The sequence below is a fragment of the Micromonospora sp. NPDC004551 genome (genome assembly GCF_040609975.1).
Classification (GTDB): domain Bacteria; phylum Actinomycetota; class Actinomycetes; order Mycobacteriales; family Micromonosporaceae; genus Micromonospora.
Map to the genome: position 1 here is coordinate 37,641 of NZ_JBEXLM010000034.1, position 15,075 is coordinate 52,715.

General features: G+C 75.3%; 17 protein-coding genes. 12 read left to right on the forward strand and 5 right to left on the reverse strand.

Annotation, left to right across the window (positions count from 1 at the left end; translation table 11 throughout):
• Nucleotides 1-273 carry a hypothetical protein gene (locus ABZW14_RS29175; RefSeq protein WP_212831549.1) on the reverse strand — a complete coding sequence of 91 codons (273 nt, stop codon included), beginning with the start codon at nt 271-273 and terminating at the stop codon, nt 1-3.
• 118 nt (nt 274-391) lie between these two features.
• Between ABZW14_RS29175 and ABZW14_RS29180 the strand changes: the two genes are divergently transcribed.
• Nucleotides 392-1,312 (forward strand): proline dehydrogenase family protein, encoded by a 921-nt coding sequence (locus ABZW14_RS29180; protein WP_355352625.1) that lies wholly within the window; start codon nt 392-394, stop codon nt 1,310-1,312.
• 1 nt (nt 1,313) lies between these two features.
• On the opposite strand, the gene ABZW14_RS29185 is transcribed toward ABZW14_RS29180, so the two are convergent.
• Nucleotides 1,314-1,718 (reverse strand): VOC family protein, encoded by a 405-nt coding sequence (locus tag ABZW14_RS29185; protein ID WP_355352628.1) that lies wholly within the window; start codon nt 1,716-1,718, stop codon nt 1,314-1,316.
• 77 nt (nt 1,719-1,795) lie between these two features.
• On the opposite strand from ABZW14_RS29185, the gene ABZW14_RS29190 reads away from it, so the two are divergent.
• The 11 genes from ABZW14_RS29190 to ABZW14_RS29240 all read left to right on the forward strand — a co-directional run bounded on the left by ABZW14_RS29190 (nt 1,796) and on the right by ABZW14_RS29240 (nt 11,839).
• Nucleotides 1,796-2,590, forward strand: coding sequence for an alpha/beta hydrolase (locus tag ABZW14_RS29190; RefSeq protein ID WP_355352631.1), 795 nt, complete (start codon nt 1,796-1,798; stop codon nt 2,588-2,590).
• Nucleotides 2,583-3,152 (forward strand): TetR-like C-terminal domain-containing protein, encoded by a 570-nt coding sequence (locus tag ABZW14_RS29195; RefSeq protein WP_355352634.1) that lies wholly within the window; start codon nt 2,583-2,585, stop codon nt 3,150-3,152. Before ABZW14_RS29190 ends, ABZW14_RS29195 begins: the two co-directional genes overlap by 8 nt.
• A complete protein-coding gene (locus ABZW14_RS29200; protein WP_355352637.1) occupies nt 3,149-3,484 on the forward strand; it encodes a YrdB family protein in 336 nt (111 codons plus the stop codon). Before ABZW14_RS29195 ends, ABZW14_RS29200 begins: the two co-directional genes overlap by 4 nt.
• 142 nt (nt 3,485-3,626) lie before the next feature.
• Nucleotides 3,627-5,261 (forward strand): hypothetical protein, encoded by a 1,635-nt coding sequence (locus tag ABZW14_RS29205; RefSeq protein WP_355352640.1) that lies wholly within the window; start codon nt 3,627-3,629, stop codon nt 5,259-5,261.
• 29 nt (nt 5,262-5,290) lie between these two features.
• On the forward strand, nt 5,291-6,685 hold the full coding sequence (locus ABZW14_RS29210) for an HlyD family efflux transporter periplasmic adaptor subunit (protein WP_355352643.1): 1,395 nt from the start codon (nt 5,291-5,293) through the stop codon (nt 6,683-6,685).
• A complete protein-coding gene (locus ABZW14_RS29215; RefSeq protein ID WP_355352646.1) occupies nt 6,682-7,560 on the forward strand; it encodes an ABC transporter ATP-binding protein in 879 nt (292 codons plus the stop codon). Before ABZW14_RS29210 ends, ABZW14_RS29215 begins: the two co-directional genes overlap by 4 nt.
• On the forward strand, nt 7,557-8,741 hold the full coding sequence (locus ABZW14_RS29220; protein ID WP_355352649.1) for an ABC transporter permease: 1,185 nt from the start codon (nt 7,557-7,559) through the stop codon (nt 8,739-8,741). Before ABZW14_RS29215 ends, ABZW14_RS29220 begins: the two co-directional genes overlap by 4 nt.
• A gap of 188 nt (nt 8,742-8,929) precedes the next feature.
• A complete protein-coding gene (locus tag ABZW14_RS29225) occupies nt 8,930-9,139 on the forward strand; it encodes a helix-turn-helix domain-containing protein (protein WP_046564428.1) in 210 nt (69 codons plus the stop codon).
• Between the two features lie 220 nt (nt 9,140-9,359).
• Nucleotides 9,360-9,461, forward strand: a complete 102-nt coding sequence (locus ABZW14_RS29230) for an AURKAIP1/COX24 domain-containing protein (protein WP_007465623.1) — start codon at nt 9,360-9,362, stop codon at nt 9,459-9,461.
• A 120-nt stretch (nt 9,462-9,581) separates the two neighbouring features.
• Nucleotides 9,582-10,655 (forward strand): NAD-dependent epimerase/dehydratase family protein, encoded by a 1,074-nt coding sequence (locus tag ABZW14_RS29235; RefSeq protein WP_355352691.1) that lies wholly within the window; start codon nt 9,582-9,584, stop codon nt 10,653-10,655.
• A 326-nt stretch (nt 10,656-10,981) separates the two neighbouring features.
• Nucleotides 10,982-11,839 (forward strand): lysophospholipid acyltransferase family protein, encoded by an 858-nt coding sequence (locus tag ABZW14_RS29240; RefSeq protein WP_355352694.1) that lies wholly within the window; start codon nt 10,982-10,984, stop codon nt 11,837-11,839.
• Nucleotides 11,840-11,851: 12 nt separating this feature from the next.
• On the opposite strand, the gene ABZW14_RS29245 is transcribed toward ABZW14_RS29240, so the two are convergent.
• The 3 genes from ABZW14_RS29245 to ABZW14_RS29255 form a co-directional block, all read right to left on the reverse strand.
• The gene (locus ABZW14_RS29245) at nt 11,852-12,763 is read right to left on the reverse strand and encodes an HAD-IB family hydrolase (RefSeq protein WP_355352652.1); all 912 of its coding nucleotides are present in this window, start codon (nt 12,761-12,763) and stop codon (nt 11,852-11,854) included.
• Between the two features lie 77 nt (nt 12,764-12,840).
• On the reverse strand, nt 12,841-13,686 hold the full coding sequence (locus ABZW14_RS29250) for a DUF5667 domain-containing protein (protein ID WP_355352655.1): 846 nt from the start codon (nt 13,684-13,686) through the stop codon (nt 12,841-12,843).
• 291 nt (nt 13,687-13,977) lie between these two features.
• Complete coding sequence (locus ABZW14_RS29255; RefSeq protein WP_355352658.1) at nt 13,978-14,955, reverse strand: ECF subfamily RNA polymerase sigma factor, BldN family; 978 nt, start codon at nt 14,953-14,955, stop codon at nt 13,978-13,980.
• Nucleotides 14,956-15,075 lie beyond the last annotated feature (120 nt).

Consider the following 15,075-nt stretch of genomic DNA (forward strand, 5'->3'; position numbering starts at 1 on the left):
TCAGCCCCCGCAGGAGGCGAGGTGGGTGCCGAAGCCGCCGCGCTCGGGCAGCGCCGCGGCGACCGGCGCCGGGGTGTCCCGGGCGGTGGCCGGCGCGGGGACCCGCAGGGCCACGGCGACGGTGTCGCCGCCCCCGCCGGCCGGACCCAGCGCGCAGTCGTCATCGTCGTCGTCGTAACCGTTGTTGCAGCCGGACAGGGCGAGGGCCAGGGCGGTCAGGGCGCCGAGCTGCACGGTGGCCGACCGGAGCCGGCGTCGGGGGCGTCGTTCCACGTGATCGTTGTAGCGGATCCCCGCCAGCCGGGCCGCCCCGCGGTCCCCGCCGGAACGCTGCGTGACGTTGCCCGCCGCCCCCCGGCGCGGGCCCACCGCCGGGCGTTACGCTCGGCTCATGCTCCGTTCCGTCATCCTCGCCGCCTCCCGGTCATCCCAGGTCGAGCGGCTCGTCGCGACGGCCCCCTTCACGCGGGACGTCGTCCGCCGGTTCGTCGCCGGCGCCGGCACCGACGACGCGCTGCGCGCGACCCGCGCACTCGTCGCCGACGGCCAAGCGGTCACCCTCGACAACCTCGGCGAGGACACCGTCACCCCGGAGCAGGCGAACGCCACCCGGGACGAATACCTCAAGCTGCTGCGACTGCTGGGCGCCGCCGGGCTCACCCCGGCCGCCGAGGTCAGCGTGAAGCTCTCCGCGCTCGGGCAGATGTTCGACGAGCAGCTCGCGTACGACAACGCGCGGGCGATCTGCGCGGCGGCCGACGGGGTGGGCACCACGGTCACCCTGGACATGGAGGACCACACCACCACCGACTCGACCCTGGACATCCTCGCCAAGCTGCGCAAGGACTACCCGTCGACCGGTGCGGTGCTGCAGGCGTACCTGCGGCGGACCGAGTCGGACTGCCGTGAGCTGTCCGGCGCCGGCTCCCGCGTGCGGCTCTGCAAGGGCGCGTACAAGGAGCCCGAGTCGGTGGCGTACCAGTCGCCCCGCGAGGTCGACAAGTCGTACGTGCGCTGCATGAACGTGCTCATGTCCGGGGACGGCTACCCGATGCTGGCCACCCACGACCCGCGCCTCATCGCCATCGGCGAGGACCGGGCCCGCTGGTTCGACCGCGGCCCGGAGCGGTTCGAGTTCCAGATGCTCTTCGGCATCCGCCCGGAGGAGCAGAAGCGCCTCGTCGGCGACGGCTACACGGTGCGCACCTACGTCCCCTACGGCGACCAGTGGTACGGCTACCTCATGCGCCGGCTGGCCGAGCGCCCGGCCAACATGATGTTCTTCGGCCGCGCCCTGATGTCGAAGAAGTGAGTCAGTCGTTCGACCAGGTCCGGGTGCAGAGCACCAACCGGTAGCCATCCGGATCGGCGAACGTCACCCCCCAGCGGTCCCAGTACGGGCCGGCGGAGACCCTGGTCCCGCCGGCCCGTTCCAGTCGGTCGGTCAGGTCGTCGTCGACCGGCCCGTCGAGATAGAGCACGAACAGGTCCTCCGCGGTGGGTCGCGGTGCGACGCTCAGCTGGGCGCCGCCGACCAGTTCCAGGTGCCAGCTCGAACCCGGCCAGCCGAGCATCACGAGGTCGTGCTCGCCGGGCCCGGCGGCGGCGCCCCGGTAGAGCACGTCCAGGCCGAGGCCGTCGGCCCAGAACAGCTCGGCGGCGGCCAGGTCGCGGCTGGGTCGGGCCAGGCGTACGTGGGTGTCTGCGGTGAGCGGCATGCGCGCGATCCTCCGACCTCCACCCGACTTCAGGTCAACCCTTGACGGATAAAGCTAATGGCATTAGCTTTACGGCTATGACAGTTAGCCAGGTGGCGCGGGACGGCGGAACGATCGCGTACGAGGTGCACGGGGAGGGGCCGCTCGTCGTCCTCTCGCACGGCATGGGGGAGAACCGGGCGGCCTTCCGCCACCTGGTGCCGCGGCTGGTGTCGGCCGGCTACCGGGTCGCCTCGGTCGACGTACGCGGCCACGGCGACTCCAGCCCGCGCTGGCCCGGCTACGCCCCGGCCGAGGTGGGCGGCGACCTGCTCGCCGTGGTCCGGGCGCTCGGCGGCGGCCCGGCCACCCTGGTCGGCAGCTCGTCCAGCGCCGCCGCCGTGGTCTTCGCCGCCGCCGACGCGCCCACGCTGGTCAACGGCATCGTGCAGGTCAGCCCGTTCGTCGCCATGCCCAAGCCGAACCCGGTGCTGCGGGCGGCCCAGGCGGCCGTGCTGCGCAGCCCGCGGCTGTTCGGGATGTTCCACCGCACCCTCTTCCCGTGCGGCCGGCCGGCCGACGACGCCGCGTACCGGAAGGAGATGGTCGCCAAGCTGCGCGGCCGGATGGACGCGGTACGCGGCGTGGTGGCGCCCGTCGAGCCGCACTGGACCGCGCGGGCCCGGGAGGTGCGGCAGCCGGTGCTGGTGCTGATGGGCACGAAGGACCCGGACTTCCCCGACCCGGGCGCCGAGGCGCGGGCCGCCCGCCGCCTCTTCGCCACCGCCGAGGCGCGCATGATCGCCGACTCCGGCCACTACCCGCACGCCGACCAGCCCGACGCCACCGCCGCCGACCTGGTCGAGTTCCTGGCGGTGGTCGCCCGTGCCTAGGGCCGGCCTCACCCCGCAGACCGTGGTCCGCGAGGCGGCCGTGCTCGCCGACGAGGTCGGCCACGACCGGCTCACCCTGGCCGCGCTCGCGGCCCGGCTCGGTGTCGCGCTGCCCAGCCTCTACAAGCACGTCCGGGGTGCGGACGCGCTGCACCAGAAGCTGGCCGTGCTGGCCACCGCGGAGGTCGCCACCGAGCTGACCACCGCCGCCGCGGGCCGGGCCGGGGGCGACGCGCTGCGCGCCGCCGCCACCGCCTTCCGGGAGTACGCGCGCCGGCACCCCGGCCGCTACCCGGCCACCCAGCGGGCGCCGGACCCCGACGACCCCGAGCACCTCGCCGCCGCCGAGCGGGCCGTCGGCGCCATCTACGCGATCCTGCGGGGGTACGACCTCAGCGGCGACGCGGCGGTCGACGCCACCAGGATGTTCCGGGCCTCCGTGCACGGCTTCATCACCATCGAGGCGGCCGGCGGGTTCGGGCTGCCCCGCGACATCGACCGTTCCTTCGACGAGATGGTGGCCGCGCTGGACACCGCGTACCGCAACTGGAGGTCCCGGTGAAGGCTCTGCTGCTCACGCTCATCTTCCTGCTGGAACTGGCCCTGCTCGCGGCGGCCGGCTGGTGGGGTTTCACCCTCGACGCCGGCTGGCCGGTGCGCCTGCTCGCCGGCCTCGGCGCGCCGCTGGTGATCGCCGTGGTCTGGGGCGTGTTCTGCTCGCCCCGGGCCAGCGTGACGCTGCCCGCGCCGGCCAAGCTGGGCGTGCAGGCGGCCTGCTTCGTCACCGGCGGGGTGCTGCTCGCGCTGGCCGGGCGGCCGGTGCCGGGCGCGGTGCTGGTGGCGCTGTGGGCGCTCGACAAGACCCTGCTCACCCTGTCCGGCGAAAAGATCTGACCCGAGCCGTCCCGAAGCGTCAGCCCTTCTGGATCTTGGACGATTCTGACTTCAGCTCGACAGGTGCCGCGACAGGGAGAGTCGGCTCCGGCGACGCGCGGGGAGCCTTCCCGGAACGCCCGATCGGTCGTACCCTTCGCCGGTGACCGACGGTGACCAGCAGCCCGCCGGCGCGGCGTCGAACGGCGACGAGCCGCCGGCGGCCGCGCCACGGGACGGCGACGGTCCGCTCGGCCGGCCAACTCCTGCCGCCGACAATGGTCCGGGCCGGACGGCCGCGCCGACTGGCACCTCGCCAACCAACGGGGACGACCGCACCGAGGGCAACCAACAAGCCGAAGACGACAAGCGGGCCGAGGACGACGAAGCCGGCGACACCGTCCGGGCCGGTCACGCGGCGCTGGCCCGTGTCGAGGACCCGTCGGCCGGTCCGGCCGTACACCTGACCACCGTGCTCTCGGCGGGCGCCGCCCAGCGTACGGTCGCCGGCGGCGGGCCGCCGCCCTCGGGTGCGCCGCAGCTCCCGGCACCGCGGCGGCGGTGGCGGCTCTGGAGCGTGGTCGGGTTGGTGCTCGTGCTGGTGGCGTGCGGCGTGTCCGGCGTACTCCTGCTCGGGCTCGTGCGCGACGCGGCCGGGCGGCCGGCGGCGGAGCGGGACGACCGCGGCACGGCGGCCGAGCGGCAGCTGCGCGAGCGGATGTCGGCCCAGCTCGACCGGCAGGCCGCCGCGCTGCTCGACGGTGACCGGGCCGCCTTCCTCGCCGTCGCCGAGCCCGCCGCGCGACCGGCGCTCACCCGGCGGTACGCCGCGTTGCGCGCGCTCCGCGTCACCGCCTGGCGGCCCGCGGCGGACGGGGTGCCCTCGGAGGTCGACGGGCGGCCGGGGGAGTGGCGGCTGACGGTGACGGTCGGCTACTGCTTCGTGGTGCCGGGCTGCACGCCGAGCAGCGTCGAGCTCGGCACCCGGTGGCGGGTGGCGGGTGACGCCGAGCCCCGGCTGACCGCGGTCGAGGAGTCCCGGGCGACGCCGGCCGGCGCGCGGCCGTGGGAGCTGAGCGACCTGGCCGTGGCGGTCGGCAGGCGGGCCGTGGTCGCCACCACGCCGGCGCTGCGGGCCAAGCTGCCCGGCCTGCTCGCCCAGGCCGAGGCCGCCGCCAAGGTCGCCGACCTGTACGCGGTGGCTGGCGCGCCGCCGGACCGCTACCTCGTCTACTACGCGGGGCGGGCCGAGTGGCAGCGCTGGTACGGCGGCGGGCGGCCGAAGTGGACCGCCGGGTACGCGGTCGGCGTCGGCGGCGGGCACCACGACGTCGTGCTCAACGCGCAGAGCCTGACCCCGACCGGCGTCGACGACCTGCTCCGGCACGAGCTGACCCACGCCGCGTCGCTGCCCGACCGGGGCTACACGGACCGGTCGAGCTGGTGGCTGGTGGAGGGCCTGGCCGAGTACGCGGGCGCGGACGGCCAGCCGGTCGACCGTTACGAGGGCCTGGCCGAGGTGTCGAAGCTCGTCCGGGGCGGGTGGAACGGCCGGCTCGACGCGCTGGCCCCGGCCGACGACGCGGCCGACGACCGGGTCGGCGGGGCGTACGGCATCGGTTACCTGGCCGTGCGCCACCTGGTCGACCGGTTCGGCGAGCAGCGGGTGCTGGACTTCTTCCGGGCCGTGGTCCACGAGCGCCGGTCGCTGGCCGAGGCCGCCGACGCGGTGTTCGGCGAGCCCTGGCCGGGGCTGCACGACGACTGCGTGGCCTACCTCCGCGCGGTCGCCGGCTGAGACGTCGACGCTGGTCGACGGGTCGTAGCATGGGCCGGGTGGCCCGCACCCCCTCGCCGCGGCTGCCCGCGGCCCGCCGCCCGCGCCTCCGCACCGCCCTGCTCGCCGTCGTCGCGCTGACCGGCGCCACCGCCGCCTCGTGCGGGGACGACCCGCCCGCCGTCACCGTGGCCGAGGTGGGGCACTCCCCGGTGGCCGAGGTGATCGACGCGCCGGCCACGGTGACCGCCCGGGCCGCCGCGACCCTCACCGCCCCCGCCGACGGCACCCTGGCCAGCCTGCGCGTCCAGCCCGGGCAGCGGGTCGCTCGGGGGCAGGTGCTCGCGGTGATCGACTCGCCGTCCGCGCAGGCCCGGCTGAAGCAGGCCCGGGAGGCGCTCCGGGCCGCGAAGCGGGCGGGTCGCGGTGTCGGTGCCGGTGACCTGGGCGGCAGCCGGCGGGAGACCGACCGGGCCGCCGACGAGGCGTTCGCCGCCGCCCGCAAGGCCGCCGGGAAGATCGGCGACCCGCAGTTGCGGTCCGCGCTGCTGCTCCAGGTCGAGTCGGCCCAGCGGCAGTACGCGTCGGCCGCCCGCGCCGCCGACCGTGCGGTCAGCGCCGTGCAGCGCGGCGTGGCCGGGTTGAACAGCGCCGTCGGCGCGCTGTCGACCGCGCAGCGCCTCCAGGCCCAGCAGGCGTACGACCTGGCGAAGGCGACCGTGGACGCACTGACCCTGCGCGCCCCGGTCCCGGGCGTGGTGCAGCCGGGCGGGACCCGGGCCGCCACCTCGGCCGACCTCGGCGGGCTGCTCGGCGCGGCCGGGGGCGCGGTGCCCGGTCTCGACCCGTCGGCCCTCGGCTCGGCCGGGCAGGGCGGCCCACCGGCCGGGGTGGACGACGCCGTGCCGGCCGGTGGCCGGGTGACCGCCGGCACGGCGGTGCTGACCGTGGTGGACACCGGCCAACTGGGCCTGCTCGCCGAGGTGGACGAGACCGACGTGCTGCTGGTCCGGGCCGGGCTGACCGCCGCCGTCGAGCTGGACGCGGTGACCGGCGCGACGTACGACGCCACGGTCCGCTCGGTGGACGTGCTGCCGACCAGTTCGGCCCGGGGCGGGGTCACCTACCGGGTGCGCCTCGGCCTCGGCGCCGGGCGGCTCGGCGAGGGGGAGCCCGCCCCGGCGCCCCGCCCCGGCATGAACGCCGTGGTCCACCTCCGGGTCCGCGAGGCGGCCGACGCGGTGGCCGTGCCCGCCTCGGCGGTCTTCTCCGCCGACGGGCGCGACGCGGTGTGGCTGCTGCGGGACGGGAGGGCCGACCGGGTGCCGGTGACCGTTGGCGTGCAGGGGCAGGACCTCGTGCAGATCGTCAGCGGGGTGCGCGCCGGCGACCGGATCGTGGTGCGTGGCGCCGACCAGGTCCACGACGGCCAGGAACTCCGGTGACCGTCGCCGCGATCGAGGCGGTCGACGTGTCCCGCACGTACGAGCTGGACGGGGTGTCGGTGCCCGCGCTGCGCGGTGTGTCGCTCACCATCGCGCAGGGCGAGTACGTGGCGGTGATCGGGCCCTCCGGTTCGGGCAAGTCCACGCTCATGCACCTGCTGGGCGGGCTGGACCGGCCGACCGGCGGCCGGCTGGTGATCGGTGGCCGGGACGTGGCCACCCTGACCGCGCCGGAGCTGGCCACGCTGCGCAACGGGACCATCGGCTTCGTCTTCCAGGCGTTCCACCTGCTGCCCCGGACGTCCGCCGTGGACAACGTGGCGCTGCCGCTGGTCTACCGGGGCGTCGGTGCACGGCAGCGGCGGGAACGCGCCGCGGCGATGCTCGGCCGGGTCGGGCTGGGGCACCGGCTGGGTCACCGCCCCAACCAGCTCTCCGGCGGCGAGCAGCAGCGGGTGGCGATCGCCCGGGCCCTGGTCACCGACCCGGCGGTGCTGCTCGCCGACGAGCCCACCGGCAACCTGGACAGCGCCACCGGCGAGGCGGTGCTGGAGCTGCTCGAACGGCTCAACGCCGAGTCCGGGGTGGCCCTGGTGATGGTGACCCACGACCCGGAGGTGGCGGCCCGGGCCCGCCGCCGGATCGCCGTCCGGGACGGGCTGATCCGGTCCGACACCGTTCATGATCGACCGCTGTCGGGCGGTGACGGCCGACCTGAGACACTGGACGCCGCTCCCAGCGCGGAGCCCCGGTCCGCGTCCGGAAGCGGCCCGGGGCACCCGTCCGGTGGCTCCGGTGGCGCCACCGGAGCCACCGGACGCCTTCCGCGCGACGGCGGGAGCGGCGTGCGGGACGCGCCCGGGGGTGCCGGGTGAGGCTGGCCGAGGCCTGGCGCGTGGCGCTGGACGCCCTGCGGGCCAACCGGATGCGCAGCGCGCTGACCATGCTCGGCGTGATCATCGGGGTCGCCTCGGTGGTGCTCCTGGTGGCCATCGGCACCGGCACCAAGCAGAAGGTCGAACAGCAGGTCGAAGGGCTCGGCTCCAACCTGCTCCTCGTGGTGCCCGGCAAGCTCGACGTCGGCACCGCGCCGGTGGTCTCACCGCTGGACCTCAAGGACGTGGACGCCGTCTCCCGCGTGGTGGGCGACCCCGGCCGGGTGGCCGTCACCATCGCCTCCGGCGCGACCGCCCGGGCCGGCACCCGGTCCGACTTCACCACGGTCCAGGGGGTGCTGGAGACCACCCCGGCGGTCTTCACCCGCTCGCTGGCCCGGGGCCGCTACCTGACCGGTGCCGACGTCGACACCAGCCGCCGGGTCGCGGTGCTCGGCGCGTCCGTGGCCCGGGCGCTGTTCCCCGATCGGGACCCGCTCGGCCAGCAGGTAACCCTGGCCGGGGTCCGGTTCCGGGTGATCGGCGTCTTCACCCCGCTCGGCCAGAGCCTCGGCGTGGACCGGGACGACGAGGTGCACATCCCGGTGACCGCCGCGCAGCGGCTCTGGGGCACCCAGCGGATCGACGGCATCGCGGTCAAGGCGCCCGACCGGGAGCGGATCGACCAGCTCGGCGGGCGCATCGTCGCCGAGCTGTCCCGCCGGCACCCCGACACCGAGTTCAGTGCGGTCACCCAGCAGCAGATCCTCGGCGTGCTCGGCGACATCCTCGGTGTGCTCACCGGTGTGCTGGCCGCCATCGCGGGCATCTCGCTGCTGGTCGGCGGCGTCGGCGTCTCCAACATCATGCTGGTCTCGGTACGCGAGCGGACCCGCGAGATCGGCCTGCGCAAGGCGGTCGGGGCGCGGCCCCGGGACATCGGCGTGCAGTTCCTGCTGGAGGCGGTACTGCTCACCTCGATCGGCGGGCTGACCGGGATGGCGCTCGGGGTGGGCACCGCACTGCTGGTCGACGCGGTCTCGCCGATCCCGGCGGCGATCACCTGGTGGTCGCTGGCGCTCGCCTTCGGGGTGTCGGCCGCCGTCGGCATCGTCTTCGGGGTGGTGCCCGCCCAGCGCGCCGGCCGGCTCGACCCCGTGGTGGCCCTGCGCGCCGAATGAACGGGACGGGCCACCCGTCCGGGCGAAAAACACCAGCTCAGTGGGGAGCCTTCCATGATCAAAGGAAGGAAGGGATCGCGCCGGTCACAGCCGCCCCGCTACCGTACTGGTAACACGCGCGTCGCTCGTCGTGGCGGAAACAACCTGCCCGGCGGCACGCGCCGGGCATGGGAATGGGTCGGTGAGCCATGGCCGGGTCGCAGTCCGACGCTCGACTGTCGGATGTCAGGTTCCTGACCGTCGCCGAGGTGGCGACGGTCATGCGGGTGTCCAAGATGACGGTCTACCGTCTCGTGCACAGCGGTGAGCTGACCGCGGTGCGGGTCGGCCGGTCGTTCCGGGTGCCCGAGCACGCCGTGCACGAATACCTCCGGGGCGCCTTCCAGGAGACCGCCTGACACGTCGCCGGCCAGGCCGGCGAGTGCGACGTAACGGGCATCGACGGGGGCGCGTTGGTCCTGCTGACGCTCTCCGGCTACCCTGGACCCCGACCGTGACCGCACCCTGGTGTGCCCTGCCCACCACGCTGGTCCGGTCCGTTGTCCGCAAGCGGTCACCGACACCACCCCCCGTGGTGTCTGCCGGTCCGCCCCGCACGTTGCATCGAAAGGCTGTCGTATGGGCTCGGTGGTCAAGAAGCGCCGCAAGCGCATGGCTAAGAAGAAGCACCGCAAGCTGCTGCGCAAGACCCGCGTCCAGCGTCGCCGTCTCGGCAAGTGACCGGGGCCGGGCTCCGGCCCGGCACCCGGCACCACTTGCCTTCTGTCGACCCCCGGAGGCTCAGGTGATCAGGCCGTGGATGTCCCGGCTCGATCCCGCCTGCCGGACGAGGCGCACGGCATGACCCCCGGTGGCACCCCAGGTGCTCCGGGGGTCGTCGTCGTGACCGGGGTCGGCCGCTATCTCGGCGCGCACGTCGCCGCCCGGCTCGCCGCCGATCCGCGTATCGACCGCGTCATCGGGGTCGACCCGGCGAGCCCCAATCCCGAACTCGCCGACCTGCTGTCCGGCGTCGAGCGGGTCCGTCTCGATCTCGACTCCCTCGGCGGCCTCCTCGTCGACCTCGACGTCGACGCCGTGGTGCACCTGGCGCTGGTCACCGCCCCCGACCCTCAGCAGGGCGGCCGAGCGGCGATGAAGGAACAGAACGTCATCGGCACCATGCAGCTCCTCGCCGCCTGTCAGCGGGCGCCCCGGCTGCGCAAGCTCGTGGTCCGCTCGTCCACCGCCGCCTACGGGGTGTCGTTCCGGGACCCGGCCGTCTTCACCGAGGAGACCGAGCCGCGCGAGGTGCCGCGCGGCGGTTTCGGCCGCGACATCCTCGACATCGAGGGGTACGTCCGCGGGTTCCGCCGCCGCCGGCCCGACGTCACCGCGACCGTGCTGCGCTTCGCGCCGTTCATCGGTTCGACCGCCGACACCACGCTCACCCGCTACTTCGCCCAGCCGGTGGTGCCCACCGTCTTCGGGCGCGACCCACGCTTGCAGTTCGTCCACTTCGACGACGCCCTCGAGGTGCTGCACCGGTCGGTCGCCGAGGAGCACGCCGGGACCTACAACGTCGCCGGGCCGGGGGTGCTCTCGCTGTCCCAGGCCATCCGCCGGGCCGGCCGGGTCGCCGTGCCGGTGCTGGAGCCGGGCCTCGCCGGGGTGGCCGCCGTCGCCCGCAGCATGGGCTTCGGCCGCTACGGGTTGGACCAGGTCGACCTCTTCGTGCACGGTCGGGTGGTGGACACCACCCGGCTGGAGCACGAGTACGGCTTCACGCCCCGCTCGACCGCGGCCGCCTTCGACGACTTCATCCGCGCCCACCACGGCGGCGTGGTGGTGACCCGGGACCAGCTCGCCACGGCCGAGCAGTTGGTGCTGGAGGGCATCCGGCAGGTCCGGGCCGCCGTGCGGGAGCGCTCGTGAGCGGGGCCGACGAGCGGGGCGAGGCGCGCTACGACGTACCGCTGACCGTGCCCGGGCCGGACGCGGAGCCGGCGCGGCGCAACGGGCACCGGCGGGCCGCGGCGGCCGCCGCCGAGCCGACGATGAAGGCGGCGCCGGCGGTCGGCGACGAGCCGGACACCTCGACGGACGAGCCGGCGCCCGCCCCGCGGACGGAGGCGCCGGGCGAGGCTCCGAAGAAGCCCATGGCGAAGAAGGCCGTCGCGAAGAAGGCGGTCGCGAAGAAGGCGGCCGAGCCGGCCGGCGCCGGCGAGCGCCCTGGCGACGCGACCGCGCCCGGGCCGGCGGTGGCGGACCGGCCGGGGGACCACTGGGACCGGAAGGTCGCGAAGGGGCTCGCCTTCCTGCGGCGGCGGCTGGCCGGCGACTACGAGGTGGACGAGTTCGGCTTCGACCCGGACCTCACCGACGCCGTCTTCCACCCGCTGGTCCGGCTGCTCTACCGCGACTGGTTCCGCACCGAGGTCAGCGGCGTCGAGCACATCCCCGCCGAGGGGGCCGGCCTGGTGGTGGGCAACCACTCCGGCACGGTGGCGCTGGACGCGCTGGTGCTCGCCACCGCGCTGCACGACCGCCACCCGGCCCGCCGCTACCTGCGGCTGCTCGGCGCGGACCTGGTCTTCCGGATGCCCGTGGTCTCCGAGATCGCCCGCAAGACCGGCGGTACGGTGGCCTGCAATCCCGACGCGGAACGGCTGCTCGGCAACGGTGAGCTGGTCGGCGTCTTCCCCGAGGGCTTCAAGGGGGTCGGCAAGCTCTACGCCGACCGCTACAAGCTCCAGCGCTTCGGGCGGGGCGGCTTCGTCTCGGCGGCGTTGCGCACCGGCACGCCGATCGTGCCGGTGGCGATCGTCGGCGGCGAGGAGATCTATCCGATGCTCGCCGACATCAAGCCGCTGGCGCGGCTGCTCAAGCTGCCCTACTTCCCGGTCACGCCGACCTTCCCCTGGCTGGGGCCGCTGGGCATGGTGCCGCTGCCGAGCAAGTGGCTGATCGAGTTCTGCCCGCCGATCCCCACGGCGCACCTGCGTGATTCGGCCGACGATCCGCTGGTCGTGTTCAACCTCGCCGACCAGGTGCGGGAGACCATCCAGCAGACCCTGCACCGGCTTCTCGAACGCCGCCCGGACCCGTTCGGCCCCTGACCCGGCGCGGCGTCAGTCGACGCGCTGGCGGCGGCGGTGCAGGGCCAGCCCGGCCGTGACCGCGCCGGCGAGCAGCCCCGCGGCGGCCGTGGACGGCACGGCGATCTTCACGGCCCGCCGCCCGGTGCGGAAGTCGCGGACGTCCCAGCCTCGCTCGCGCGCCCGCCGGAGCAGCGCCGGATCCGGGTTGACGGCAACCGGGCGCCCCACCGTGGAGAGCATCGGCAGGTCGTTGGCGGAGTCGCTGTAGGCCGCGCAGCGGCTCAGCTCCAGCCCCTCCACCGCGGCGAGCTGGGTGATCGCCTCGGCCTTGGCCGGCCCGTGCATCAGCTCGCCGACCAGCCGCCCGGTGTAGGCCCCGTCGACCACCTCGGCCACCGTGCCGATCGCCCCGGTCAGGCCGAGCCGGGTCGCGATGACCCGGCCGATCTCGACGGGGGCGGCGCTGACCAGCCAGACCCGCTCGCCCGCGTCGAGGTGCCGCTGGGCCAGCTTGCGGGTGCCCGCCCAGATGCGTGGCGCCATCAGCTCGTCGAAGATCTCCTCGGTCAGGCGTTCGACGTCGTCGACCCGCCAGCCCTGGATGAAGGCGAGCGCCGCCTCCTTGGCCTGCGACATGTCCCCGGCGTGCTCGGTGGCGAGCAGCCGGAACCTCGCCTGCTGCCAGGCGAACCGGGCCAGGTCACCGGTGGTGAAGTATTTCCGGGCGGCCAGTCCGCGGGCGAACCAGTAGATCGAGGCGCCCTGCATCATCGTGTTGTCCACGTCGAAGAAGGCGGCGGCCGTCGGATCCGGCGTGGTGGTGGCCGGGGGTGCCTCCGGGGTCTCCGACCAGCCGGCGGTGTGCCCGTGGACGTCGGTGCTGACCGTCACCTTCCGGCTCCGGGTCACGACGACCTCCCCTCGACAACCGCGTACGCCCATCCGAGCCTATCCGGGGGGATGTGACGGACGGGTGTCCGGCGGGAGAAGTGTGGCGAGGACGGCTCTTCCGCCCGAGTTCAGCGGTCGCCGGGGCAGGTGGTCGGCGCGGGCCCGAGCGCGTCGCTGGCCGCCGGGGCGGGCAGCCCGCAGGCGATCGCCTCGCGGAGCGCGTCGGCGCGCCGGCCGGCCGCGTCGAGCAGGGCCAGCGAGCGGCGGGTGCGGTCCCGGTCGGCGTGGTCCGACCGGTCGAGCAGCCCGCTCACCGCGCGGCGCTGGCCGCCGAGGAACGTGTCGACGGCGTCCAGCGCCGCCGGGTCGGAGCGCTGCGCGGCCACCGTCGTCAGCAGGCGTACGCCCTGGCGGGTGTCGGCGTCCATGTCGTCGAGCACGGCGCTGAAGCCCAGCCGGTCGTCGCGGACCGTGGCGGCCTCGTCGAGCCGGGTGCGGGCGAAGTCGAGGAAGAGCTGGCCCCGGCTGATGTCGGAGCTGGCCAGGGCGAGCTGGGCGCGCTCGGTCGAGCGCTTCATGCCGTAGAGGGCGTCGCCGGGCAGCGCGTTCTCGCTGGCGGCGGAGATGCCGGAGAGGGCGACCGCGCCGGCGGCCACGCCGACCAGGATCGCGCCCCGTGCCCGGGCCCGCCGGCCGGTCATCGCCGGCAGCAGGGAGCTGCGGCCGGTCTTCGCCGGGGCGGCGACGCCCTCGCGCTCGGCCGTGGCGACGAGCATGGCCCGCAGCCCGGTGCGGAACTCGCCGTCCACCTCGACGTCGGGCCGGTCGGCGGTGAGTCGCCGGCTCACCGCGACGAGCGCCGTGAGTTCGTCGTCGGACCGGGACCGCACGTGGTGCCGCCGGCCGCCGTTGGCCTCGTCGAGGAGTTGCGCGAAGCGCTCGGCACGCCGGCGGGAGAAGAGGTCGCTGTCCACCGCGGGCACCCCCTCTCGCTGGTCACGGCCGCGCTGGCCGTCGTCGTCACCGGCGACCGGTGGCAGCGTGACGTCGAGGATCGACCGGGACGGCCGACCTGACCCGCCGGACCGGGTGGCCCGGGGGACGCCGGGACAACCACTGGTCGCACCCGGAGAAACGGTTCGCGCCGGTCGCCGGTTACGGCCCGGTCGGTGTCGAAATTACCAAGAGTGATCGCGGTCACGGGGTGCGGAGGGTGCGTTCACCCGCGCCCGGACGAGGTCGCCGGGCGGGTGGGACAGGTCGGGTCAGGGCTGGAAACCGTCGGGCAGCAGCCGGGCCAACGCCCGGACGGCCCGGTACTGCAAGGCCTTGATGGCACCCTCGTTCTTGCCCATGGCGCGGGCCGTCTCGGCCACCGAGAAGCCCTGGAGGAAGCGGAGCACGATGCACTCCTGCTGTTCCGGGTTGAGCTGCTTCACGGCGGTGAGCAGGGCGACGTTGGTGATGTGCTCGACCACCGCGGCCTCCGGGCTGCCCTCGGGCCCCCGGTCCTCCCGATCGGCGTCGAGCACGTCGCCGGTGGTCACCTCCAGCCGGTAGCGGCCGGACTTGAAGTGGTCGGCGACCAGGTTGCGGGCGATGGTGACCAGCCAGGCGCCAAGGTCGCGGCCCTGCCAGGTGAAGCTGCCGATCCGCTTGAGCGCCCGCAGGAACGTGTCCGAGGTGAGGTCCTCGGCGAGTTGGCGGTTGCCGACCCGGAAGTAGACGAACCGGAAGACGGTGTCGACGTACCGGTCGTAGATCAGGCCGAACGCCTCGGCCTCGCCGGCCTGCGCCCGCTCGACCAGCGCCCAGACCTCGGTGGCCGGGTCGGACGGGTCGGGGCGGCTCGGGAAGCCGGTGGCCGGGGCGGCGGTGGCCGGGACGGCCGGCAACACCGCCGTGTCGCCGGCGCCCACTGCGGGCAGCACGGCGGTCTCGGCGGCCGAGGGCTCGCTGTTGGCGGCGGCGTCGCCGCGCCGCCCCTGGGCCGGCATGGTCGGCCGGGACGGGGCGCCGAGCCGGCCGGTGGCCGACTTCGCGTTGCCGCCCGGCACCGCCGGGCGCGCCGGCGCCTCGTTGTGGTGCGTGCGGTTGCGGACGCGCCGCCCCTCACCGCGCACGGCGAGACCACGCATCCCGTCGGCGGCTCGTGGAGCGGGCTCCAGGCGCTCGTTGACGGGTGTGCGCTGGGTCGGGCCGGCCACCCCGGCCGGCCGCTCCGCGTAGCCGAAGGTGGTCACCGCACCTCCCCGATCCAGGCGGGGCAGGGCCGCACCGGTCGCCGCGGCGTCGCGGCGGGACCGGGTACGCCCCGGCCGGGCGCGGCGGTTCCGGGACGGGCCGACGGGCGGCACGTCCGC

Bases quoted from the DNA above. Each gene is read 5' to 3' on its own strand.
- ABZW14_RS29235 (WP_355352691.1), top strand. From the start codon at position 9,582: ATGACCCCCGGTGGCACCCCAGGTGCTCCGGGGGTCGTCGTCGTGACC.
- ABZW14_RS29230 (WP_007465623.1), top strand. From the start codon at position 9,360: ATGGGCTCGGTGGTCAAGAAGCGCCGCAAGCGCATGGCTAAGAAGAAG.
- ABZW14_RS29210 (WP_355352643.1), top strand. From the start codon at position 5,291: ATGGGCCGGGTGGCCCGCACCCCCTCGCCGCGGCTGCCCGCGGCCCGC.
- ABZW14_RS29190 (WP_355352631.1), top strand. From the start codon at position 1,796: ATGACAGTTAGCCAGGTGGCGCGGGACGGCGGAACGATCGCGTACGAG.
- ABZW14_RS29180 (WP_355352625.1), top strand. From the start codon at position 392: ATGCTCCGTTCCGTCATCCTCGCCGCCTCCCGGTCATCCCAGGTCGAG.
- ABZW14_RS29185 (WP_355352628.1), bottom strand. From the start codon at position 1,718: ATGCCGCTCACCGCAGACACCCACGTACGCCTGGCCCGACCCAGCCGC.
- ABZW14_RS29225 (WP_046564428.1), top strand. From the start codon at position 8,930: ATGGCCGGGTCGCAGTCCGACGCTCGACTGTCGGATGTCAGGTTCCTG.
- ABZW14_RS29245 (WP_355352652.1), bottom strand. From the start codon at position 12,763: ATGGGCGTACGCGGTTGTCGAGGGGAGGTCGTCGTGACCCGGAGCCGG.